Below are 23,078 nucleotides of genomic sequence, written 5' to 3'. Positions count from 1 at the left end.
CTAAATCAAATTGTTTTTTTACTGAATAATTTATAATCATTAATTGGTTTAATTTTGGAAGTAGAAGCAATGCCTCACACTAGCCGCTATCAAAAAGTATGCGATGTTTTTACCAATAAGGTGATCGCCTGCGCTAAGGATACCCCTTTAATTGAAGCGGTGAAACTAATGCGAGCGCATAATGTTAGCGCTATTTTTGTAAAACAACAGCAACAAATAATAGGCGTATGGACTGAAACCGATTGTTTAACACTTAACTTTTCTAATCGCTCACTTAGGCAGTTAGCAATTGAAAGCGTTATGTCGAGCCCTGTACTAAGTGTGCCCAGCCAACAATTATTAACCGAGACGGCCATGGTGTTTAATAAGCAGGGTGTAAGGCATTTGTTAGTCACTGATACAAATGACATTCCCAGCGGCGTGATCAGCATTACAGATATTGTAAACAATCAAGGGCTAGAGCATTACTTACAATTTAGACCTATTAATGATCAATATAATAAAAACATACGGATAGTACCGAGTTCATTGGCAATCAATGACGCGGTGAGCATGATGCGTGAATATGCAGAGAAAGTGATTTTGGTGTTTAATGAGGATGAAAATGCCCATGGCATTATTACCCAGCGCGACTTACTAAAGCTCATCACCGAGCAGCACAATCATCTTGTTTGTTGGGATTTAGCCAGTCGCCCCCTTTATCAGATAAGCCCCCAAGACAGCCTTTTTGATGCTTACAGGTTGATGTCTGAAAGTAACATTAGACATTTGGTGGTTAGCGAAAATAATCAAATTAACGGTGTATTATCGCTTGAAAACTTAATTAATGAAATTGAAACGGCGTATTGCTGTGAGCTTGAAAAAGTACTTCAGCAGCGTGATATTGCATTGCAGCATTCGCAGCGTAACTTATTTTTAGCCAATAAAATTATCGACTCCTCCCTAGATGGCATCATGATCACCGACTCGAATGGAGTGATTATGCAAGTAAACCCTGCATTTACTCATCTAACCGGTTACAAAGAATATGAGGTGATAGGTAAGCGACCCAATATGTTGAGTTCAGGGCGTCATGATAAAAACTTTTATATAAAAATGTGGGATTCGCTTGCCAAAACAGGGGTATGGCAGGGGGAAATTCATAATCGTAAAAAATCTGGCGATATTTATATTGAGTGGCTCAGTATTATAGAAATAAAAGAGCCAAGTCATAGTGAGGTGATTTACGCCGCTATTTTTAGTGACATAACTGAGCGAAAAAGCGCAGAAGAAAAAGTGGTGCAGTTAGCGTATTTTGATGAGCTAACTGGCTTACCTAACCGGCGTTTATTTAATGATAGACTTTCTATGGCACTGGCCTCAGCGCACAGAGATAAACAGATGCTAGCGGTAATGTTTATTGACCTTGACCGTTTTAAAGAGGTGAATGACAGCTTAGGCCATAATGCCGGTGATACCTTATTAAAATTAGTCTCTGAGCGCATTATTAACACCCTCAATGAGGGAGATACGCTGGCGCGATTAGGGGGCGATGAGTTTATTGTATTGTGCGAAATAAACAATGTAGAAGGTGCTATCACCCTTGCTGAGAGTATTTTAAATCACTTAAATACACCGTTTAAGCTTGAAGGCTTTGAGGTTGGTGTTACCGCGTCTATAGGGGCGGCTGTTTACCCTGATGATGGCTTAGACAGTGAAACATTATTAAAGCATGCTGATATTGCCATGTACCGCTCAAAAGATGTCGGTCGCAATTCGTTTCAGTTGTTTCAACCCTCAATGAATGCCCGATCTTTAGAGCGCTTAGCGATGATGAGCCGCTTTCAGCATGCACTCGAAAATGATGAGTTTGAGCTTTATTTTCAGCCTAAGCAATGTTTAAAAACAGGGTTGATTATGGGAGCTGAAGCACTACTGCGTTGGCATGACCCTGATTTAGGCACTATTTCACCAGCGCAGTTTATTCCGCTTGCTGAAGAGCTAGGTTTAGTGGTGCGTTTAGATTTATGGGTTATAAACCAAGCAGGTAAAGAGTTAACCCTTTGGCAAGCGCAGGGGATTGATGCCGGACGTTTAGCGATTAATGTCTCTGCGTGTCATTTAAGCCAAGGTAAGTTGGCTGATAATATTAAAGCTATGCTTACTCGTTACCAATTACCTGGCAGCTTACTTGAAATTGAGCTGACCGAAAGCAGCTTTATTAGCTCGTTTTCACAGGCAAAAGAGCAACTACAACAGCTTAAAGCGCTGGGCGTGCATATTGCGCTGGATGATTTTGGTACGGGGTATTCTGCACTCAGTTATTTAACCAAATTACCGTTTAATACATTAAAAATTGATGCGAGCTTTATTGCTAAGATTCCTGATGAGTATGGCAATAGCCAAATTGTGGCGGCCATTATAGCCATGGCGACAAGTTTAGGATTGGATGTGGTTGCTGAGGGCGTTGAGCATGCCTCGCAAGAGGCACACTTAGTCGAAATAGGCTGCAATGCTATTCAGGGCTATTATTATTGCCATCCATTAACGCAGCAGCAGTGGATAGCATTTTATAACCAAGCAGCAAAAGGTTATTCTGAGTCTACACTCACTTCATAAGAGGTGAACTTACGAATATTAATAACGCCGTTATCAAAAATTAAATATTGGCCTTTAATGCCTTGTAAAATACCGCTAACAACGGGGTTTTTATCGAAGTTAAATGAGCTGATTTTGCTTGGGTATTTGCTTACAGGAAAATCAAGATTCACAACGTCTTGGTCAAGCTGTTCAATAGCGGTTGCGCCAAATAACTCACTCAGCTCGGTTAGTTTTTCGCTAATTTGTGGAATAAGCTCAGCAGCCGCTGCTTTTAAATCAAGAACGTCGTTTTGTCCTTTGAGCATATTGCGCCAATTGGTTTTATCAGCAATAAACTGCGCGAGCGCTACTTCCACTAAGCCCGACTGTAAACGAGTTTGTACTTTAAAAATAGGTAATGCTTGGGTTGCCCCTTGGTCAATCCAACGGGTAGGTATTTGGGTGTGGCGAGTAATGCCTACTTTTAACCCTGATGTATTAGCTAGATACACATAATGCGGGATCATGCAGTTTTCTTCACCCCATTGTGGCTCGCGGCAGGTGCCTTGATCGTAATGGCAGGTTTCAGGTTTCATAATACACATGTCGCAACTTGCAAGCTTGCGCATACATACAAAGCAATGCCCTTGAGAATAGCTTTTTTTTGTTTTTTTACCACAGTTAGAACACAAAATTGTGCCACTAAAAGTGAGAGTCAATTGTTTACCTATTAAAGCATTTAAATCAACCAGTTCATCACCTACAGGTAAATGATATTGAACGGGTTCTGTTAAGCTCGACTTTAATTTACGCAGTGTACCTTGCATCTTTACTTGGCCCCAAAGATGTTAAAAAGGGGAGCTTAACATTTTTAGGCGGTATTGGCTGTTCAAGAAGTCTAAATAATTATCATAAGAGAGTGCTTTTGCGTACAAATAGCCTTGGGTACGGTCAGCTTTCATGGTGTTGAGCAGCTGGTGAACTTCTTGAGTTTCTACTCCCTCAATCGTGATAGTAAGGCCCAAGTTATGCGCCATATCTATAGCTGTTTGCACAATGACCTGATGAGCCCGGTTATCGGTTAAATCAAACACAAACGACTTATCTACTTTAAGTTCACTAAAGTGATAGTTAACTAAGTAGCTAAGTGATGAATAACCAGTACCAAAGTCGTCTAACACCACCTTAACGCCCAGTGTGGCGAGTTCACCAACTAAGGTGACTAACGCATCTTGATTTTCGACAAACGCTGATTCAGTCAGCTCAAACTTCAATAAATGAGGATCGACCTGATACTTTATTAAAAGGTTTTCTACTTTTTCGGTTAAATTGGCAATGGCTAGGTTTTTTGCACTTAAATTAACGCTAATACTATGTTCAGTTATGCCCTCATTTGCCAGTTTTGCAATGTCTTTGCAGGCTTGCTCTATCACCCAAAGTGTTAATTCATTAATAATACCGGTGTGTTCGGCAAGTAGAATTAGTTTTTCTATGGAAATGTTTTTAAACTCAGTATTAGGCCAGCGTAGTAGAGCTTCGGCACCATTGACACTGTTATCTTTTAAACTAATTTGTGGTTGATAAAACAGAGCGAGCTGATCCGTTCTTATCGCTTGTTGAAGCTTAGCAGCAAGCGCAACGTCCATAGCTAAACTGCTGTCCGCAGATGATGAGCTTACCTTACTTAGACTATGTTTAGCGTTATGTAATGCCAAGTAGCCTCGTTTCAACCAAAATTCAAAGTCATCACGTTTACCAAAGGCACTAATCCCCACGCTGTAATTGAGTTGTAAGTCTAGCCCTTTGATTTGATAGGTTTTTGGTAACTTATTTACTACCCTTTTTAATAACTCTTCGAGCGTGTGTGGGCTTTGGTTTTTAGTTGAGATACAGGCAAAAACACCGCTACCTAAATCAGCAATTTTAGCGGGTTGATTAATGCCATTACTTAAGTTAAAAAATTCTCTCTCAAAGCTCAATTGGCATTCTAATTCGTGCGCAACATGCTTAATTAATTCATATCCTTGGGAGGGCGTAATAATGGTATTTAGCGAGTTAAAATGACGTATTTTAACCAAACATAAAGTGGTGGAACGTTGCTGGGCTTTGAGTGCCATAAAGGCATACTTTAACTTTGCGCTATTGAGCAGTTTTGTTTGCTGGGTATGCGTGGCATGATATAAAGCGCGCTCACGCTGATAACGAACCCGATCGGCAAGTGCCATGGCCATTAAGACAATTTCACACAAAATGGCCATTAAAAAAGCATGACGTATTGAAAAGCTATAAGTAATAACGCCTGTAAGCTCTAAAGGCTGAATGGCTGCACCAATAATCAATGGCACCCATGAAAATACGTAAAACTTAGCCCATCTAAAGCCACTTTTTAATTTGTTATAAATTAAAATAAAGCAGACGATATAAAGTAATCCCAAAATTACAAAAAATATGGGGGCAGCTATATTTTCGGGAATAAAAAAGCTTAATGTACCGAGCACTAGCATTAGCCAGAGTAAACCAACACTTAATTTATAACGCCAGCAACGGTCTTTATGATATCGCAAAAACATGGTGCAAAAAGCGAGAGTGAAAAACGCAATAGTGTAATTAACGACAATTATTTTTTCGTGAATAAACAACTGCCATTCTAGCGGCCATAAATAAAAACCAAACCCCAGCACGGTGCCCATTAATGCTATAGCACTAATAATGTAGCCAATATAAACTAAGTACACGCGGTCTTTAATGCCAAAATAGAGTAATAGGTTATATAGTGAGGCCATTAATAAGACACCCGCGAAAATTCCCCAAATGCCTGTTTGTGAGCGAACTAAATCAACAAATACATTATGGCGATATAAGTGAATTGGAGTTTTACTGATCCCCACAGTATCTATTTTTATAATTAGTCGTTGTGTAGATTGGCCATCGAGGTTAAAGCGAATGTGGGGCACGCTGTACTTAAATAAAGTAAGACGTGGCTCTTTATCGCCAAGCTTATAAGTGTCGAGTAGTTGGTTGTTACTATTGAGCCGATATATGGTGAGATGATCTACCATCGGGTTATCAAAGTGGGCAACCACATCTTCTTGTTGGCTGCTTTTGTTTTCTAAATCGAGGCGTAACCAATAATTTTGCTGTTCAAAGCTCCAAGGTATATCGTTAAATTCTTGCTGTGTAAATAGCGCCTGCTTGGTCATTACTTCTGCAAAACTTTGTGTTTTGTTTTTGTCTATGTAATACGCATGATCGAGGTAAACAGGGGTTATTTTATCTATGGTATAGCGTGATGGCATCACAAAGTTTGTTGCCAATGTGCTGATAATAAAAAAGATAAAAATAAGTATTACAATCGCTATGGCATGATAGCGTAAAGTTTTAAATTCCAATATTAATTTATGTCCAGATTACTTTTTTATAGTGTAGCAGTAAAAAGCGCAGATAATCTGCGCTTTTATAAAATTTGCTAGTTAGGCATCAATCGTTATGATTGCTCTCTAGCTATTGCGCGATAAGCAATGTCTGTACGGTATTCCATGCCATCCCAGCTGATTTCATCAACCAGTTTATAGGCACGCTGCTGCGCTTGTGTAACGGTATTACCCAGTGCAGTAGCACACAGTACACGACCACCGGCAGTCACTACGTTATCGCCGTCTTGCTTAGTACCTGCATGGAAGACTTTTTCGCCTTCAGGGTAGGTTACTTTTAGGCCACTGATAGCATCGCCTTTCGGGTAGTTATCAGGGTAGCCTTTAGCGGCTAAAACAACACCTACTGCAGCGCGTGAATCAAACTCAATGGTGGTTTTATCAAGCTCTACACGGTTAGCAGCTTCAATCAATTCAACTAAGTCTGATTGTAAGCGTAGCATCATAGGTTGTGTTTCAGGGTCACCAAAACGACAGTTATATTCAATAACCTTTGGTGTACCTGTATCATCTATCATTAAGCCTGCATATAAAAAGCCAGTGTACGGATGGCCTTCGCTAGCCATACCTTCTACCGTTGGGTAGATCACTTCGTTCATAATGCGCTGATGAATTTCATCGGTTACTACAGGCGCTGGTGAGTATGCACCCATACCGCCAGTGTTAGGACCTTGATCGCCATTGTAAGCGCGTTTATGGTCTTGGCTGGTTGCAAACGGCAGTACGTTTTTACCATCAACCATGACAATAAACGACGCTTCTTCACCTTCTAAAAACTCTTCAATGACCACACGGCTACCGGCGTCACCAAAGGCATTACCCGCAAGCATATCGCGAATAGCCTCTTCAGCCTCGCGTTCGTCCATAGCAACAATCACGCCTTTACCAGCCGCTAAACCATCGGCTTTAATAACAATCGGTGCGCCTTTTTCTTTTAAATAAGCAAGCGCAGGGTCGATTTGTTCAAACGTTTGGTAATCAGCGGTTGGAATAGCATGACGTGCTAAAAAGTCTTTAGTGAACGATTTAGACCCTTCAAGCTGTGCTGCACCGGCGGTTGGGCCGAAAATAGCTAAGCCGTGTTCACGGAACTTATCAACAACCCCTAATACTAGCGGTACTTCAGGGCCAACAATGGTTAGCTCAACATTATTTTTTTGTGCAAAGCTTAGCAGTCCATCAAGGTCTTCAACGTTAATTGCTACGTTCTCAAGTTTTGGCTCAAGAGCTGTGCCCGCATTACCTGGAGCAACATAAACAGTGTTTACTTTTGTATTTTGAGCGGCCTTAAACGCAAGTGCGTGTTCGCGGCCGCCGCTGCCAATGACTAATACATTCATGGCGAATATCCTATTTAAAGCGGTTTTTTAAATTTCAGCGTCATACGGTCGCTTTCACCTATGGCTTTATATTTAGCGGCATCTTGCTCGCCAAGTCTAAGGCTCGGTGGAAGGGTCCATACCCCTTTAGGGTGATCGGCTGTATCAAGAGGGTTTGCATTAATATCGCTTTTTGCTTCAAGTTCAAAACCTGCTTGTTCAGCAAGTGCAATAACCACACTTTGCTTCATATAACCTGATGATTTTTGCATCTCATCATCTTGCTCTTCTGGTAGGCGGTGTTCAACCACACCTAAAGTGCCGCCTGGTTTAAGTGCTTTGTAAAAAGACTTAAACGCATTGCTTGCAGCTTCTTTATCTTTGCTCATGTACCAGTTATGGACATTACGAAAAGTCAGTACCATATCGGCGCTAGCCGCAGGAGCAATATCTAAATGTGTAGAAGGGGCAAACTCAGTGAGTTTAACGTGACTAAAGCGGGCATCTTCAGCGATTTTAGCCTTAAAGCCAGCAAGAGAACGTTGGTAATAACCAACCGATGAATCAGCAGGGAAGTGCGCAGCATAATAGGTGCCTTGCTCTTTCAGCGCTGGCGCTAAAATTTCACTGTACCAACCACCACCTGGGGCAATTTCTACCACGGTCATAGATGGTTTAAAGCCAAAAAATTCGAGTGTTTCTACAGGATTGCGGTATTGATCGCGCTCACTGCTACGCTCGCTTGCTTTAACTGCATTTGTTAATGCTGAGTCGTGGCCATGGTTATGTGCCAATGCCATTGTTGAGCTTAATGACAGTGTGGCAACCAGTAGAGATTTTAGTGCAAATTTCATCGTCTAATCCTTCACATTATAATTGTTAGTCATGGTTATAGAATAAGCAGAATACGTGAATTTGGTGCAAACAAAAAGAGCTAACTGAACCCGTTAGCTCTTTATGCGATTAATGACGGAAGTGGCGCATACCGGTAAACACCATTGCCATTCCAGCTTCGTCTGCGGCCGCAATCACTTCTTCATCGCGCATTGAACCACCAGGTTGGATCACAGCAGTAATACCAGCCTCTGCAGCTGCATCAATACCATCACGGAATGGGAAGAATGCATCTGATGCCATCACCGAACCTTTCACTTCAAGGTTTTCATCAGCGGCTTTAATACCGGCAATTTTAGCTGAGTAAACGCGGCTCATTTGGCCTGCACCTACACCTATAGTCATACCGTCGCGGGCATAAACAATGGCGTTTGATTTAACAAATTTAGCCACTTTCCAGCAGAATAATAAATCTTTAAGCTCTTGCTCAGAAGGTTGGCGCTTAGACACAACCGTTAAGTCGCCTTGCGTTACCATGCCTAAATCACGGTCTTGAATAAGTACACCGCCATTTACACGCTTAATGTCGTGACCTGTGCCTTTAGCAGAGAATTCACCACACTCTAATAAGCGAACGTTTTGCTTAGCCGAGACTATTTGAGCCGCTTCAGGACTTACGCTTGGCGCAATAATAACTTCAACAAATTGACGTTCAACAATCGCTTGTGCGGTGTTTGCATCAAGCTCTTGGTTAAAGGCAATGATACCGCCAAATGCTGACGTTGGGTCTGTTTTAAAGGCGCGTTCGTACGCTTCTAGGATATTTTCGCCAATTGATACACCACACGGGTTAGCGTGTTTAACAATTACACACGCAGGTACATCAAATTCTTTTACGCACTCAAGTGCAGCATCGGTGTCGGCAATATTGTTAAACGATAATGCTTTACCTTGCAGTTGAGTCGCTGTTGCCACTGACGCTTCAATGATGTCGTTTTCAACATAAAACGCGGCATCTTGATGCGAATTTTCACCGTAGCGCATATCTTGCTTTTTAGTGAATTGCATATTGATAGTACGCGGGAACTTAGTATCGATAGCGGCTTCCTCTGTGTAATCAGGAACCATTTTACCGAAGTAGTTAGCAATCATGCCATCGTACTGCGCTGTATGCTCATACGCTGCAATAGCTAAGTCAAAGCGTGTTTTGTAGGTTGTTGAGCCGTTGTTATTTTGCATTTCGCTAATAACACGGTCGTAGTCGCTTGCGTTAACAACAATCGTCACATCTTTGTGATTTTTAGCTGCCGCACGTACCATGGTTGGGCCGCCAATATCGATGTTTTCAATGGCATCTTCAAGGCTGCAGTTTTCTTGAGCGACAGTATTCGCAAAGGGGTATAAGTTAACTACAACGATGTCGATAGCAGAAATATTGTTATCTGCCATTACGTCTTCATCTTGGCCACGACGAGCAAGAATACCGCCATGAATTTTTGGATGTAGGGTTTTTACGCGACCATCCATGATCTCAGGGTGACCGGTGTGATCTGATACTTCAGTTACTTTAATTGCATTGTCAGCAAGTAGTTTACACGTGCCGCCAGTTGAAAGTATTTCAACACCTTGTGCTTCTAGTGCACGGGCAAATTCAACAATACCGGTTTTGTCTGACACACTCAAAAGTGCGCGACGTATAGGACGATGTGTATCCATTGTAGTTTGATTTCCTCAGTTAATGAGCTAGCTTAGAAGCGCGTATTTTAACTGATTACGACTCAAAAAACGACTTATAACGACCCATAAAGCGTGAGCATTTTGCAATTTCGCTAATAAATTTTACAAATAAAAAAAGCACCCTAAGGTGCTTTTTACTCAAAATACTTTATACCAGCTGTATTGGATTAGTAAGCAATTATAACGACAAAGAAATAAGTCAATAACAAGGCAAAAATTTTGCTGTGTAGTTATTCTACATAAAAAATTTTTAACGCAGTTAGGGGCTTATTTAGCTCGTTAGAATGATTACGGTTTCAATATAGCTGTTATTAGTTCATACCGTATTTTTTAAGCTTTTTACGTAAAGTACCACGGTTGATACCTAGTAAAATTGCCGCACGAGTTTGATTGCCACGTGTGTAAGTCATTACTTCTTCAAGCAATGGCGCTTCTAGCTCAGAAAGAACAAGGTCGTAAACGTCTTGCACATCTTGACCGTTAAGCTGCTTTAAGTAGTGGTGAACAGCTTTTTTCACTGCATCACGCAATGGCTGCGGTTTCTCGTGTGACTGAACATGAGGGTTAGTGATAAATGGAGAAGTCACGTTTTGTTCGAACATTATAAAGTCTCTTTCTTTCTTAGTTAGCTGCTAGTGTTTTAAAGTATTGCTCTAATGCGACGACCTGTGCCTCTGAATTGTCGAGCGCATTAAATACTCGCCTAAACTGACCGTCACTGTCATGGGTTTGCAAATACCAAGATACATGTTTGCGAGCGATTCGTGCTCCCATTGGCTCACCGTAAAACACATGGAGGTTGGTTAAATGCTCCATTAAAATACTGCGCACCTCTGCAATAGCAGGTGGCTGCATATGTTCACCAGTTCGCAAATAGTGGTCTATCTCCCTAAATATCCAAGGGCGACCTTGGGCGGCTCGACCAATCATAATGGCATCTGCACCCGTATAGTCCAAAACCTGCTTTGCTTTTTCAGGTGATGTAATATCTCCATTAGCAACGACAGGTATCGACACTGAACGTTTTATATCCCTAATTGTGGCGTACTCAGCATCACCTTTATACATACATGCGCGCGTGCGCCCATGTACAGCTAGTGATGCAATGCCATAACGTTCAGCTATTCTTGCAATCTCTACACCATTACGGTTGTCCTGATCCCATCCGGTACGGATTTTAAGTGTCACAGGTATATCAACCGCGTTTACTACGGCATCAATAATCTCTTCCACGAGTTCTGGAAACTGTAATAAGGCTGAGCCTGCAAGTTTCTTGTTCACTTTTTTTGCTGGGCACCCCATATTGATATCTATGATCTGTGCACCGTTTGCAACATTGAATTGTGCGGCCTGTGCCATAAGCTCAGGGTCTGCTCCTGCAATTTGCACCGCACGTATACCCGACTCACCAGAATGATCCATTCGGTTCATCGACTTTTCGGTTTTCCAAACCTTCGGATTAGACGACAGCATTTCAGACACAGCAAGGCCAGCGCCTAAACGACGACATAGCTGTCTAAATGGTCTGTCCGTTATGCCCGCCATAGGCGCGACAATGACATTATTCTCAAGTTGGTATGAACCGATACGCACGATATTCAATAGGCCTCTTTTCAAGGGGCGCTAAGTTTACGGCTTTTTACGCAAAAATCAAAGGCTATAAATTGAACAAAAGTGACTTTTTTTTGCTCTTTTCGTATTGACATTTGATAACCGTATGACGAAGCGGTTTATTTGTGTGAATTTTGAACGGCTATTACTTTTATAATAAAAAATCTTTATTTTTTATTATGTAAAAAAATAGTAAAGCCTGTTAAATGCAGGCTTTAGATACGACTTTTGAGTTAATACTCTAAATTTTTTAATAACGCACTATTACGCTTTTTTAGTGCCACTTACTCGGGTCCAATCGCCTTCAATGGCAATTTCATCGAGCTCAATAAAGGGCGCGTATATGTCAGCAACCGATTGTGCTTGTTCTTCTAAAATTCCAGACATCGCAATTTTACCGCCTGGCTTTAATAATCCTAAAATAACACTATGAAGCTCACGCAGTGGTTGCGCTAAAATATTTGCCACCACAATGTCAGCAGTAAACTCAGGTTGGTTTTCTGGAAGGTAAACTTCAAGCTTGTCAGCAACACCATTGCGATTAGCGTTATCTAGGCTTGCTTCCAGCGCTTGTGGGTCAATGTCTATCCCAATCATGCGCTCAGCACCCAATTTTATTGCTGCAATGCCTAATATGCCTGAGCCACAGCCAAAGTCGACAACGGTTTTACCAGTTAAGTCTTGGCTTTCTAACCATTTTAAACACAGTGCTGTAGTGGCGTGTGTGCCAGTACCAAAAGCAAGACCAGGATCAAGTAGTACATTGACTGCGTCTGGGTCTGGAATGTCGCGCCAGCTAGGACAAATCCAGAGTTTTTCGCCAAATTGAATAGGGTGAAAATTATCCATCCACTCACGTTCCCAGTCTTTATCTTCGAGTTGCTCAATTTTGTAAACTAAATTGTCTTTTAGCTCATCATGGCGTTTTAATAACGCAACCACTGCGTTCATATCGTGATTAGCTTCGAACAAGCCAATTACTGTGGTGTCAGCCCAAAATACAACAGTGCCAATTTTAGGCTCATAGATAGGCGTGTCTTTAGCATCAATAAAAGTAACAGAAGCACTGCCTGCTTCCATTAATAGGTCACTTACTGCATCAGCGGTTGCAGCATTGGCATTGATACGGATTTGGATCCAAGCCATGTTTATTTCCTTGAAATAGAAAAAAGGCCGCTACAGCGGCCTTTTAAATTAACTTATAATGTAACGCTAGATTATTTAGCGTCTAAAAAGCTTTTCAGTAAATCAGAGCGAGAAGGGTGACGTAATTTACGCAGTGCCTTCGCCTCAATTTGACGAATACGTTCACGTGTTACGTCAAACTGTTTACCTACTTCTTCTAACGTGTGGTCGGTATTCATATCAATACCAAAACGCATACGTAGTACTTTCGCTTCACGGGCTGTTAAGCCAGCGAGCACGTCGTTAGTTGCGCCACGAAGAGACTCCATTGTTGCCGAATCGATTGGCGAATCAATAGTGGTATCTTCGATGAAGTCGCCTAAGTGCGAATCTTCATCATCACCAATAGGTGTTTCCATTGAAATTGGCTCTTTTGCAATCTTAAGTACCTTACGGATTTTATCCTCAGGCATCATCATGCGTTCAGCTAATTCTTCTGGATTTGGCTCACGACCCATTTCTTGTAACATTTGACGTGAAATACGGTTCAATTTATTGATCGTTTCAATCATATGTACTGGAATACGGATTGTTCTTGCTTGGTCAGCAATAGAGCGCGTAATTGCTTGACGGATCCACCACGTAGCATAAGTTGAAAACTTATAACCACGACGGTATTCAAACTTATCAACCGCTTTCATCAGACCAATGTTACCTTCTTGGATTAAATCTAAGAACTGTAAACCACGGTTGGTGTATTTTTTAGCGATTGAAATTACAAGACGTAAGTTTGCTTCTACCATCTCTTTTTTAGCACGGCGCGCTTTCGCTTCACCAATACTCATGCGACGGTTTATATCTTTAATACGTTCAATGCTTAAGCCAGTGCTTTCTTCCATTGAAGTAAGTTTGCTAATACAACGAAGTATTTCAGGCTTCACTTCTTCAAGTTTAGCTGAATGCTTTTCGTTTGCTGCAATTTCAATATCAAGCCATGCTGTGTCAGTTTCGTTGTTTGCAAAATGCTTAACAAAGGTTTTCTTTGGCAGCTTTGAAACTTGTACTGCATGCTTCATAATAAGACGTTCTTGAACGCGAACTCTGTCCATCATTTCACGCATGTTATTAACCATGCGATCAAACTGTTTAGGTACGAGTTTAAAGGTTCTGAACAGCTCACCGATTTCTAAAATAGCGGCTTGAGACTCTGGATGAGAGCGACCTTTATTATCGAATGTTTCACGTGCTTTGGTGTATAAATCACGTAAATTTTCGAAATGGACGCGCGCTTCTTCAGGATCTGGACCTGTATCTACTTCTTCTTCGTCTTCATCATCGCTGTCATCGTCATCATCGTCGCTATCATCAAGCTGTTTTTCACTTAATTCAGAACCAATGTTGGTGGCAGCAATAGGTGGTGCTTCTTCTGCATCAGGATCGAAAAAGCCAGAGATAATATCGCTAAGACGCATCTCTTCTGCTTCAAACTTATCCCACTGTTCAAGTAGGTAAGTGATCGCTTCAGGGTATTCAGCAACCGAAATTTGAACTTGGTTAATGCCTTCTTCAATACGCTTAGCGATAACAATTTCGCCTTCACGGGTAAGAAGTTCAACAGTACCCATTTCACGCATATACATGCGAACAGGGTCAGTTGTACGGCCAATTTCTTTTTCTACAGTAGCAAGGGCTGCAGCGGCAGCTTCCGCTGCGTCTTCGTCTGTCGTGGTTTCTTGCATCATTAATTCATCGGCATCAGGCGCGTTTTCGCTAACCTTGATACCCATGTCATTAATCATGCTAATGATATCTTCTACTTGATCTGAGTCGATAATATCTTGTGGAAGGTGATCATTAACTTCTGCAAAAGTTAAGTAACCTTGCTCTTTACCTTTTTGAATCAGAAGTTTTAATTGTGACTGAGGAGTTGGATCCATAGAGATTGTTTCTTCCACTCTGATAAGTTGATACAACAGGCGCCATCATGGAGTTTGCTCAAAGGCTAACCAGAATAATGTGACGCAGTGAATAGCACAGTATAACAGCCTAAATCAAATCTGACTAGCTGTTCGTTGCTTTTAACGCTGTCATTAGTAAATGACATTCTAGTCGTTCGTCGCTATTTAGGCCCTGTGTCTTGTCTTTTATTAATAGGGTCTCTAGTCGATAATTTAAACACTGATCTTCAATAAATTTGAAAGTATTTTGAAAAACAGTCTCTAAACGCTCTTCATTTATTTGATGTTGCCATGTCGCTAACTTAGTTAATGGCTCGTAGTCATCGGTGCCCCGAAATGATTCAAGAATTTGTGCGGTGGTAATGCCATCTTTTTGTAATGCTTGATGTTGTAGTCGCAATAATAAACCAATACCCGCAATATTCATTTGAGCTAAATCGGGTAAATAGGGCACACTTTTAGCCAAGTTAGGGTGCTGAATTAAAATCCCTATTGCTTGGCGCATGGGTGTAATTTTAAATTTTCGTTCAATTGCTTGCTGCTGTTTTGGCGTTTTTAAGTGATTATTGAGTTGCTCACGGGTACGGCCAATCAATCGCCCAAGTTGCTCTAGGATATTTTCTTGGTAAAACTCACTTGGGATCTTTTCAATCAGGGGCAGTGCCGCACTGAGTAACTTAGCCTTACCGGAATCTAGTGTTAAATCAATCTCTTTACTTAGTTTATTAAACAGCACTTTAGTGAAGTCATCTGCGTTTTCAAGGCGTTGCTCAAAAGCTACTTTACCTTCTTGTTGTACGAGTGAATCAGGGTCTTCACCATCGGGTAAAAATACAAAATGCAGTGCTTTGCCATCGTTTAAGTAAGGCAGCGCATTTTCGAGTGCGCGCCACGCAGCATCTTTACCTGCACGGTCACCATCGTAACAACAAATAACTTTATCTGTGGTTCTAAATAAAGTGTGCATGTGCTCGCTGGTTGTCGCTGTACCAAGGGCTGCTACGGCATATTCAATACCTTGTTCTGCCAGCGCTACTACGTCCATGTAACCTTCAACAATCAGTACATGGTCAAGCTTCTTGTGTGCTTGTTTAGCTTCATAAAGGCCATAGAGTTCAAAGCCCTTATGAAATATGCGCGTCTCCGGAGAGTTTAAATATTTAGGCCCTTGATCGGCTTGCATTACTCGCCCACCAAAAGCAATAACGCGGCCGCGTTTATCACGAATTGGAAACATTAAGCGATCACGGAAAAAGTCGAACTGTTTGCCTGGGGTTTTCTCAGATGCGAGTTTAAGCTCAACTAATTGTTCTTTTTGTTCTTGGTTTCGCCCAAGTTGTTGGCAGAGCCCTTCCCATTCGCTGGGCGCATAACCTATCATAAACTTTTTAACGGTTGCACCGCTTAAGCCGCGACCTTTAACGTAATCGATTACCGCTTCAGAGTTACTGTGATGTTTTAACTGATGTTGATAAAAGCGTGCTGCATGCAGCATTAGATCATAGTCTGAACGTTTTTGTGCCGCTGTGCGCTCTGGTCCATTACTGCTCCCTTGTTCGCGAGGAACATCAAGGTTAAGTAAACTGGCTAGTTCCTCAATTGCATCAACAAACTCGAGTTTGTCATACTCCATTACAAAAGAAATAGCATTGCCGTTAGCGCCACAGCCAAAGCAATGATAAAACTGTTTATCTTGCGATACAGTAAATGAAGGCGACTTCTCATTATGAAAAGGACAGCAAGCTTGATAGTCTTTGCCCGCTTTTTTCAACCCTACCTTTGAGTCAATCAGGTCGACAATATCGGTTCGTGCCAATAAATCATCGATAAAGTTGCGTGGGATCTTTCCAGCCATTGTTTAAAGTACAGCCCTAAGATAAATAGAAAAGTGATGAAAACGAATTATAATACGCAAAGATTTGAACACAAATGCATAATTTTTTGAAGTACTAAATATCTAAACGAAGAAACCGAGCTCAAGGCTCGGTTTACTTCAATCATACTAAATGTATGTGGGGGTATTAGGCAGTTAATCGTTGCTTAATTAAACCTGAGATTTTGCCCATATCGGCACGACCTTCGGCTTTGCTTTTGATTATACCCATTACTTTACCCATGTCTTGCATACCTGCTGCGTTAGTATCAGCAATAGCCGCGTCAATGAGAGCAATAATTTCTTCTTCACTCAATTGTTGAGGTAAAAAAGCTTCAAGTGCTGTAATTTCATTGGCTTCAATATCAGCTAAATCATCACGCCCAGCATCTTTGTACTGAGTGTAAGAGTCGCGACGTTGTTTAACAAGCTTCACTATAACGGAGGTAATACCTGCGTCGTCTAGTGTTATTTGCTCGTCAATTTCACGTTGCTTGATTGCAGCAAGTACCATACGAATAGGGTTAAGACGTTGTTTGTCTTTGGCTCTCATCGCATCTTTTTGCGCATCTTTTAGCGTTATTAAAAGGCTCATTTATACAAGACCTAATATATTAGTATAATTTAACGCGACGAGCGTTATCACGAGAAAGTTTTTTCATGTGACGTTTAACAGCAGCTGCTTTTTTACGCTTACGCTCAGCTGTTGGTTTTTCATAGTGCTCGCGACGACGAACTTCTGAAAGGATACCTGCTTTTTCACATGAACGCTTGAAGCGACGAAGTGCTACGTCAAACGGTTCGTTCTCTCTTACTTTAATTACTGGCATTAAAAATTCACCTACCTAAATTATGAGCGTTGCTCAAGTTGATCAAACATTGATCAAGTGGTTCAAAAATGGTGCGGTATTGTAATCCGAAGCAACACCACATGTAAAGGATAATATTAACAGAAACACAGCAGCTAAAACAGTGTTAATTTATATGGCGTTGGTACAGCCTACAAAAAACCTGACCTGCCTTTTTCTCTTTAATTAACAACCAGTTATTTGGTGCTTTAAACGAGGTTAGCTCAGTTTCTACTTCAACATATATCAATGCTTCGGGGTCGAGCCATTGATTATTTTCCAATAAATCACAGCATGATTGAGCTAAATTTTTGCGAAATGGCGGGTCAATAAAAACCAAATTAAATGTGTCACTGGTGTTTTTTCTCTCTAAAAACGTCAGTGTATTGGTATTAACGACTTGCGCGTTTTGTGCATCAAGCGTCGCAATGTTTTGCTCTAATTGTTTTGCTGCTTGTGAATCAAGCTCTATGAATGTGGTGTGTTTTGCAAAACGCGACAATGCTTCAAATCCCAATCCACCGGAACCGGCAAAGCAATCGAGAGTGTGCGCATCGCGGGTATCGTGCATCAACCAATTAAACACCGTTTCTTTAATTCGGTCGGTTGTAGGACGCAGACCTTGAACATCTTTTACTGGCAGTTTTCGACCGCGAAATTGGCCGCTAATGATTCTAATAACCCCATCAGCTGATTTATGAGTGGTGTTATTTTGTGTGGTTTTTTTTCTCATTTAACTCACTAAAAATTGGTATCTATGATCTAGCTCAGATAATATTGCAATCATATCACGGCGTGTCATTTTTCAACTGCGCTAAAAGTGTTACTATTATGCACCCTCGAGGATAACGTGTTGCTAAAAGCAATTATTTAGACTTAAAAGCACGCTATCATTATCGTTAGTTTATCAGATTTTTATAAGTGGTTATTAGCAAGTATGGCAAAAAAAAGTAAATTCATGTCGTGGCTCGGTTTTGGCAAGTCAGATAAAAAACAAGCAGAAGCTGATAAACAACAAGCATTCGCAAAAGAGCAGGCAGAAAAAGCCGAACAAGAGCGTTTAGCTGCAGAGCAAGCTGAGGCAGAGCGCTTACAAGCTGAAGCAGAAGCCGAGCGTATAGAACAAGCACGAATTGCAGCTGAACAAGATCGTTAGCACAAGAGCAAGCAGAAAAAGCCGAGCAAGAACGTTTAGCTGCAGAGCAAGCTGCGGTAGAGCGTTTACAAGTTGAAGCAGAGGCCGAGCGTTTAGAGCAAGAGAAACAGGCGCAAGCACAGCGCGCAGCGGCAGAAGAAAAACAAGCGATTGAACAGGCTAACGCAGAGCTATTAGCTAAACAGCAGGCAGATGCAGAGCAGCAAAGACAAGAGCAAGCCAAACGTTTAGCAGAACAAGAAGCGCAAATGCAGTTAGAGCAAGAGCGCATTGCAGCAGAAAAAGCTGAGAACGAGCGTTTAGAACAACAGCGTATTGCAGCAGAACAAGCTGAGAACGAGCGTTTAGAACAACAGCGTATTGCAGCAGAGCAAGCTGAGAACGAGCGTTTAGAACAACAGCGCATTGCAGCAGAGCAAGCTGAGAATGAGCGTTTAGAACAACAGCGCATTGCAGCAGAACAAGCTGAGAACGAACGTTTAGAACAACAGCGTATTGCAGCAGAGCAAGCTGAGAACGAGCGTTTAGAACAACAGCGCATTGCAGCAGAGCAAGCTGAGAATGAGCGTTTAGAACAACAGCGCATTGCAGCAGAACAAGCTGAGAACGAGCGTTTAGAACAACAGCGTATTGCAGCAGAGCAAGCTGAGAACGAGCGTTTAGAACAACAGCGTATTGCAGCAGAGCAAGCTGAGAACGAGCGTTTAGAACAAGAGCGTCTGGCTGCTGAAGAGGAGTCTGAACGCCTAGAGCAAGAGCGACTGACCGCAGAGCTTGCAAAGGAAGAAGCTATAAAAGCGGAAAAACCTAAAAAAGAAGGTTTTTTCTCTCGCCTCAAAAAAGGCTTACTGAAAACACGCGTTAATATTGGTTCTGGCTTTGCCTCAATTTTCAGCGGTAAAAAAATTGACGATGAGTTATTTGAAGAATTAGAGACTCAGTTACTCACTGCCGATCTTGGTGTTGATACCACCATGAAGCTAATCGATAGCCTGACCGACGCCGCTGATCGCAAGCAGCTTAAAGATGGTGATGCGCTTTATGAATTAATGAAGCAAGAAATGGCAACTATGCTGAAAACAGCAGAGCAGCCTTTAGAAATACCAGCAGACAAAAAACCTTTCGTTATCCTTATGGTAGGTGTAAACGGCGTAGGTAAAACCACCACCATTGGTAAAATGGCGAAACAATTTCAAAACCAAGGTAAATCGGTAATGCTTGCTGCCGGTGATACATTTAGAGCCGCAGCAGTAGAGCAGCTTCAAGTTTGGGGTGAGCGTAATAGTATTCCTGTTATAGCTCAGCACACTGGTGCTGATAGCGCCTCAGTGGTATTTGATGCCTTTCAAGCCGCTAAAGCGCGTAATGTTGATGTGTTAATTGCCGATACAGCAGGGCGCTTGCAAAATAAAGATAACTTAATGCAAGAGCTTGAAAAAATAGCCCGTGTGATGAAAAAAGTAGACCCAGATGCACCGCATGAAGTGATGCTGACAATTGATGCTGGCACAGGCCAAAATGCTATTAGCCAAGTAAACTTATTTAACCAATGTGTAGGTTTAACAGGTATCACACTATCAAAGCTTGATGGCACTGCTAAAGGCGGGGTTATTTTTGCCGTTGCTGATAAGTTTAATATTCCTATTCGTTACATTGGTGTAGGTGAAAGTATTGATGATTTACGCACCTTCAAGAGCGATGACTTTATTGACGCGCTATTTAGCCAAGATGAGGACGACGTTTAATTTACCAAAAGGGAGCCTGCTCCCTTTTTAATTGCAAGGAATACCAATTGCGTTAGGACGTTTAATGAGGTTGGCATAATAAAAAAATGATAAATTTTCAGCAAGTAAGTAAAACCTATGCCGGTGGGCATCGCGCGCTTGAAAAAGTGAGTTTTCATATAAAACCAGGCGAACTGGCTTTTTTAACGGGCCACAGTGGTGCCGGTAAAAGTACACTTTTAAAGCTTATTAGCTTGATGGAACGCCCTTCTGCGGGCAATGTGTTTATCAATGGCGTGGATTTAAATAAGTTAAATTCACGACAAATTCCGTATGCACGCCGCGACATTGGTATTATTTTTCAAAATCATCGTCTATTAGAACGATACACGGTGTTCGATAACGTTGCTTTGCCCTTAATTATTGAAGGGACTCACCACAAGCAAATTGCCAAGCGTGTGCATGGTGCGCTCGATAAAGTGGGCTTGTTAGATAAAGTACGCTGTCATCCCTCCACACTCTCTGGCGGTGAGCAGCAACGTGTAGGGATTGCACGAGCCATTGTTAATTCTCCTCCTATACTATTAGCTGATGAACCTACCGGTAATCTTGATCCTGAGTTATCGATGGAAATATTACGCCTGTTCGAAGATTTTAATAAGCATGGCACCACGGTTTTAATTGCCACCCATGATTTGGGGTTAGTATCACGAATGAAGTATCGTAGCTTAACGCTTCATGATGGGCGGATGAGCCAAGATCCACTGGCTGAGGGTGTATTATGAGTTTACTGTTCAAAAGCCGTCAAAATAGTAATGATAAACAAAAAAAATCCGTATTCTCTGGCGGTTACTTTTTCATTATTAATATTTTTCGCCAAGGTGTGTACAGTCTTGGGGAAATGTGGCGCACGCCATTGGCCTCTATGATGACCATTGCTGTACTGGGTTTGAGTTTAACGTTGCCCGCAACGTTATACTTAGTGGTTAAAAATGTGCAGCAAGTGAGCAGTGGTTTTGAGCAAGCCAGCGAAATATCCTTGTTTGTAAAAGAGGATATGAGTGAGCAAGAAACGCAAACTTTAGTTAAACGCTTAGCGCTATATCCTGAAATACAAAGTGTGACTTTTATTTCTCGCACTGAGGCTTTGGATGAATTCAAAGAAATGTCTGGGTTTGGTCAGGCTTTAGAATACCTAGATAGTAACCCATTACCGAATGTGGTTTTAGTTACACCAACCCAGCGACATAGCCAACCTAATGCGGCTAAGCAATTACTAAAAAAACTTGAAAGCGAGCGAGAGGTCGACTTTGGTAAGCTTGATATTGCTTGGCTTGAACGTCTAAATGCATTGCTGAGCTTATTAAAGGAAAGTGTGATCACCATAGCGCTACTATTACTGACCTCAGTGACACTGATAATTGGCAATACAATTCGTTTATCCATTATGGATAAAAAAGAAGAAATACAAGTAATGAAGCTCGTAGGGGCAACTAATACCTTTATTCATGCCCCCTTTTTATGGACTGGCATTTGGTATGGCGTGATTGGCGGATTGTTTGCTTTTATTTGCGTAGCATTAATGATGTGGTGGCTATCTGCTGCGGTAAGCAGTGTTGCAGGGGTATATCAAACCAGCTTTACGCTAATAGGGCTTAGCCTTAATGAATTTGGCGCGTTGGTATTATTGGCCACTAGCTTAGGCTTTATTGGTTCTTACTTATCGGTTAACCGTTACATCTCAGAAATAGAACCCGATAAGGTTTAGGGCCCTAATATAATTCTTAAAACTGTCATGTTTTAAGTTTAAAATTATAAAAAAGCCAAAGCAAAAAGATTAATCTTTGCTTTGGCTAAACCAATTCATAGGTTATTCAGTCGCCTAGTGTAGACTGACTTAACACTAAAAAAACCACTTGATTTATGATTCAAAAAAGTTTTAAATTCAAGTTAGCACTCTTACTAAAAGAGTGCTAAGATGGTTTCAAATGTTTATCACCGAGGTGAAAAATGAGTAAAGATTTATACGCAATGGCACTTACAGTTGGGCAACAAAGCGCAAGTATGGATGGCTATCTTCAGGCTGTTAGTACTATTCCTATGCTTAAAGTTGAGCAAGAGCAGGAACTTGCAAAAAAACTTCAGGAAGAAGGCGATCTTAGTGCTGCAAAGCAACTCATTATGTCGCATTTGCGCTTTGTAGCGCACATAGCTAAAAGCTACTCGGGTTACGGGTTACCCCAAGCTGATTTAATTCAAGAGGGTAACATTGGACTGATGAAGGCAGTAAAACGTTTTGACCCATCAGTGGGTGTACGTTTGGTTTCATTTGCGGTTCATTGGATCAAAGCCGAAATTCATGAGTTTGTGCTTAAAAACTGGCGTATCGTAAAAGTTGCGACAACCAAAGCGCAACGTAAACTGTTTTTTAATCTTCGTAAAAACAAAAAACGTTTAGGCTGGTTTAATCAAGCCGAAGTTAGCACAGTAGCGAGCGAGCTAGGTGTGAGTGAAAAAGAAGTGCGTGAAATGGAATCGCGTATGAGCGGCCAAGACATGGGCTTTGACTTAACGGGCGACGATAACGACGATGCGCCAACCAGTACTTACTCACCGGTACAATACTTAACCGATGGTTCTGCTGACTTAGCCGATGATATTGAGCAGCAACAATGGCAAGAGCAGTCGCATACGCGATTATTTAGCGCTTTGAAAACCCTCGATGAGCGTTCTCAAGATATCGTTAGCGCACGCTGGTTGTCAGATGATAAAGCAACACTGCAAGAGTTGGCTGAAAAATACAGCGTATCAGCAGAGCGTGTTCGCCAGCTGGAAAAAACAGCAATGAAAAAATTACAAAGTGCGATGAGTTAATCGCACTTAAAAAGTTATAAAGCCCTGCA

Annotated in this window: 19 protein-coding genes; 6 read left to right on the top strand and 13 right to left on the bottom strand. The window is 41.5% G+C overall.

The genetic code is table 11. From position 1 onward, the window contains the following. The first annotated feature begins 69 nt into the window (after nt 1-69). On the top strand, nt 70-2,598 hold the full coding sequence (locus PSM_RS13445; protein ID WP_029609955.1) for an EAL domain-containing protein: 2,529 nt from the start codon (nt 70-72) through the stop codon (nt 2,596-2,598). Here PSM_RS13445 and PSM_RS13440 read toward each other — a convergent pair. The 13 genes from PSM_RS13440 to rsmD form a co-directional block, all read right to left on the bottom strand. After that, on the bottom strand, nt 2,571-3,386 hold the full coding sequence (locus tag PSM_RS13440; RefSeq protein ID WP_013465968.1) for a DUF2797 domain-containing protein: 816 nt from the start codon (nt 3,384-3,386) through the stop codon (nt 2,571-2,573). The two genes, PSM_RS13445 and PSM_RS13440, sit on opposite strands and share 28 nt — an antisense overlap. 21 nt (nt 3,387-3,407) lie before the next feature. Continuing rightward, the gene (locus tag PSM_RS13435) at nt 3,408-5,948 is read right to left on the bottom strand and encodes an EAL domain-containing protein (RefSeq protein ID WP_013465967.1); all 2,541 of its coding nucleotides are present in this window, start codon (nt 5,946-5,948) and stop codon (nt 3,408-3,410) included. 95 nt (nt 5,949-6,043) lie between these two features. After that, on the bottom strand, nt 6,044-7,330 hold the full coding sequence (gene purD / locus PSM_RS13430; RefSeq protein WP_013465966.1) for a phosphoribosylamine--glycine ligase: 1,287 nt from the start codon (nt 7,328-7,330) through the stop codon (nt 6,044-6,046). A gap of 14 nt (nt 7,331-7,344) precedes the next feature. Beyond that, nucleotides 7,345-8,163 (bottom strand): class I SAM-dependent methyltransferase, encoded by an 819-nt coding sequence (locus PSM_RS13425; protein ID WP_013465965.1) that lies wholly within the window; start codon nt 8,161-8,163, stop codon nt 7,345-7,347. A 109-nt stretch (nt 8,164-8,272) separates the two neighbouring features. Continuing rightward, a complete protein-coding gene (purH, locus tag PSM_RS13420) occupies nt 8,273-9,859 on the bottom strand; it encodes a bifunctional phosphoribosylaminoimidazolecarboxamide formyltransferase/IMP cyclohydrolase (RefSeq protein WP_013465964.1) in 1,587 nt (528 codons plus the stop codon). 332 nt (nt 9,860-10,191) lie between these two features. Next, nucleotides 10,192-10,482, bottom strand: coding sequence for a DNA-binding transcriptional regulator Fis (gene fis, locus PSM_RS13415; RefSeq protein ID WP_002957804.1), 291 nt, complete (start codon nt 10,480-10,482; stop codon nt 10,192-10,194). A gap of 19 nt (nt 10,483-10,501) precedes the next feature. Beyond that, nucleotides 10,502-11,473, bottom strand: a complete 972-nt coding sequence (gene dusB / locus PSM_RS13410) for a tRNA dihydrouridine synthase DusB (RefSeq protein WP_024601713.1) — start codon at nt 11,471-11,473, stop codon at nt 10,502-10,504. 282 nt (nt 11,474-11,755) lie between these two features. Then, nucleotides 11,756-12,637, bottom strand: coding sequence for a 50S ribosomal protein L11 methyltransferase (prmA, locus tag PSM_RS13405; protein WP_008466387.1), 882 nt, complete (start codon nt 12,635-12,637; stop codon nt 11,756-11,758). A gap of 71 nt (nt 12,638-12,708) precedes the next feature. Next, the gene (rpoD, locus tag PSM_RS13400) at nt 12,709-14,553 is read right to left on the bottom strand and encodes an RNA polymerase sigma factor RpoD (RefSeq protein ID WP_013465962.1); all 1,845 of its coding nucleotides are present in this window, start codon (nt 14,551-14,553) and stop codon (nt 12,709-12,711) included. A gap of 124 nt (nt 14,554-14,677) precedes the next feature. Beyond that, the gene (dnaG, locus tag PSM_RS13395; RefSeq protein ID WP_013465961.1) at nt 14,678-16,429 is read right to left on the bottom strand and encodes a DNA primase; all 1,752 of its coding nucleotides are present in this window, start codon (nt 16,427-16,429) and stop codon (nt 14,678-14,680) included. Between the two features lie 166 nt (nt 16,430-16,595). Further along, complete coding sequence (locus tag PSM_RS13390) at nt 16,596-17,042, bottom strand: GatB/YqeY domain-containing protein (protein ID WP_016899740.1); 447 nt, start codon at nt 17,040-17,042, stop codon at nt 16,596-16,598. Nucleotides 17,043-17,061: 19 nt separating this feature from the next. Beyond that, nucleotides 17,062-17,277, bottom strand: coding sequence for a 30S ribosomal protein S21 (rpsU, locus tag PSM_RS13385; RefSeq protein WP_002957797.1), 216 nt, complete (start codon nt 17,275-17,277; stop codon nt 17,062-17,064). Between the two features lie 145 nt (nt 17,278-17,422). After that, nucleotides 17,423-18,028, bottom strand: a complete 606-nt coding sequence (gene rsmD, locus PSM_RS13380) for a 16S rRNA (guanine(966)-N(2))-methyltransferase RsmD (protein WP_013465959.1) — start codon at nt 18,026-18,028, stop codon at nt 17,423-17,425. A gap of 204 nt (nt 18,029-18,232) precedes the next feature. Between rsmD and PSM_RS18875 the strand changes: the two genes are divergently transcribed. The 5 genes from PSM_RS18875 (at nt 18,233) to rpoH (ending at nt 23,049) form a co-directional block, all read left to right on the top strand. Continuing rightward, a complete protein-coding gene (locus PSM_RS18875) occupies nt 18,233-18,451 on the top strand; it encodes a hypothetical protein (protein ID WP_013465958.1) in 219 nt (72 codons plus the stop codon). A 149-nt stretch (nt 18,452-18,600) separates the two neighbouring features. Beyond that, nucleotides 18,601-20,196 (top strand): signal recognition particle-docking protein FtsY, encoded by a 1,596-nt coding sequence (gene ftsY, locus PSM_RS13370; protein ID WP_442852289.1) that lies wholly within the window; start codon nt 18,601-18,603, stop codon nt 20,194-20,196. 86 nt (nt 20,197-20,282) lie between these two features. Further along, on the top strand, nt 20,283-20,960 hold the full coding sequence (ftsE, locus tag PSM_RS13365; protein WP_013465956.1) for a cell division ATP-binding protein FtsE: 678 nt from the start codon (nt 20,283-20,285) through the stop codon (nt 20,958-20,960). Continuing rightward, on the top strand, nt 20,957-21,943 hold the full coding sequence (gene ftsX, locus PSM_RS13360) for a permease-like cell division protein FtsX (protein ID WP_013465955.1): 987 nt from the start codon (nt 20,957-20,959) through the stop codon (nt 21,941-21,943). The genes ftsE and ftsX overlap by 4 nt, the downstream gene beginning before the upstream one ends. Before the next feature lie 242 nt (nt 21,944-22,185). After that, complete coding sequence (gene rpoH, locus PSM_RS13355; protein WP_013465954.1) at nt 22,186-23,049, top strand: RNA polymerase sigma factor RpoH; 864 nt, start codon at nt 22,186-22,188, stop codon at nt 23,047-23,049. Nucleotides 23,050-23,078 lie beyond the last annotated feature (29 nt).

The organism is Pseudoalteromonas sp. SM9913 (assembly GCF_000184065.1).
In the GTDB taxonomy this organism is placed as follows: domain Bacteria; phylum Pseudomonadota; class Gammaproteobacteria; order Enterobacterales; family Alteromonadaceae; genus Pseudoalteromonas; species Pseudoalteromonas tetraodonis.
This window is presented reverse-complemented; position numbering and strand designations above follow the sequence as displayed.

Coding starts and splice junctions, on each gene's coding strand:
- PSM_RS13390 (WP_016899740.1), bottom strand. CDS start 17,042: ATGAGCCTTTTAATAACGCTAAAAGATGCGCAAAAAGATGCGATGAGA.
- PSM_RS13440 (WP_013465968.1), bottom strand. CDS start 3,386: ATGCAAGGTACACTGCGTAAATTAAAGTCGAGCTTAACAGAACCCGTT.
- prmA (WP_008466387.1), bottom strand. CDS start 12,637: ATGGCTTGGATCCAAATCCGTATCAATGCCAATGCTGCAACCGCTGAT.
- purD (WP_013465966.1), bottom strand. CDS start 7,330: ATGAATGTATTAGTCATTGGCAGCGGCGGCCGCGAACACGCACTTGCG.
- rpoH (WP_013465954.1), top strand. CDS start 22,186: ATGAGTAAAGATTTATACGCAATGGCACTTACAGTTGGGCAACAAAGC.
- rpoD (WP_013465962.1), bottom strand. CDS start 14,553: ATGGATCCAACTCCTCAGTCACAATTAAAACTTCTGATTCAAAAAGGT.
- ftsE (WP_013465956.1), top strand. CDS start 20,283: ATGATAAATTTTCAGCAAGTAAGTAAAACCTATGCCGGTGGGCATCGC.
- PSM_RS13445 (WP_029609955.1), top strand. CDS start 70: ATGCCTCACACTAGCCGCTATCAAAAAGTATGCGATGTTTTTACCAAT.
- rsmD (WP_013465959.1), bottom strand. CDS start 18,028: ATGAGAAAAAAAACCACACAAAATAACACCACTCATAAATCAGCTGAT.
- rpsU (WP_002957797.1), bottom strand. CDS start 17,277: ATGCCAGTAATTAAAGTAAGAGAGAACGAACCGTTTGACGTAGCACTT.
- fis (WP_002957804.1), bottom strand. CDS start 10,482: ATGTTCGAACAAAACGTGACTTCTCCATTTATCACTAACCCTCATGTT.
- PSM_RS18875 (WP_013465958.1), top strand. CDS start 18,233: ATGGCAAAAAAAAGTAAATTCATGTCGTGGCTCGGTTTTGGCAAGTCA.
- ftsX (WP_013465955.1), top strand. CDS start 20,957: ATGAGTTTACTGTTCAAAAGCCGTCAAAATAGTAATGATAAACAAAAA.
- dnaG (WP_013465961.1), bottom strand. CDS start 16,429: ATGGCTGGAAAGATCCCACGCAACTTTATCGATGATTTATTGGCACGA.
- purH (WP_013465964.1), bottom strand. CDS start 9,859: ATGGATACACATCGTCCTATACGTCGCGCACTTTTGAGTGTGTCAGAC.
- PSM_RS13425 (WP_013465965.1), bottom strand. CDS start 8,163: ATGAAATTTGCACTAAAATCTCTACTGGTTGCCACACTGTCATTAAGC.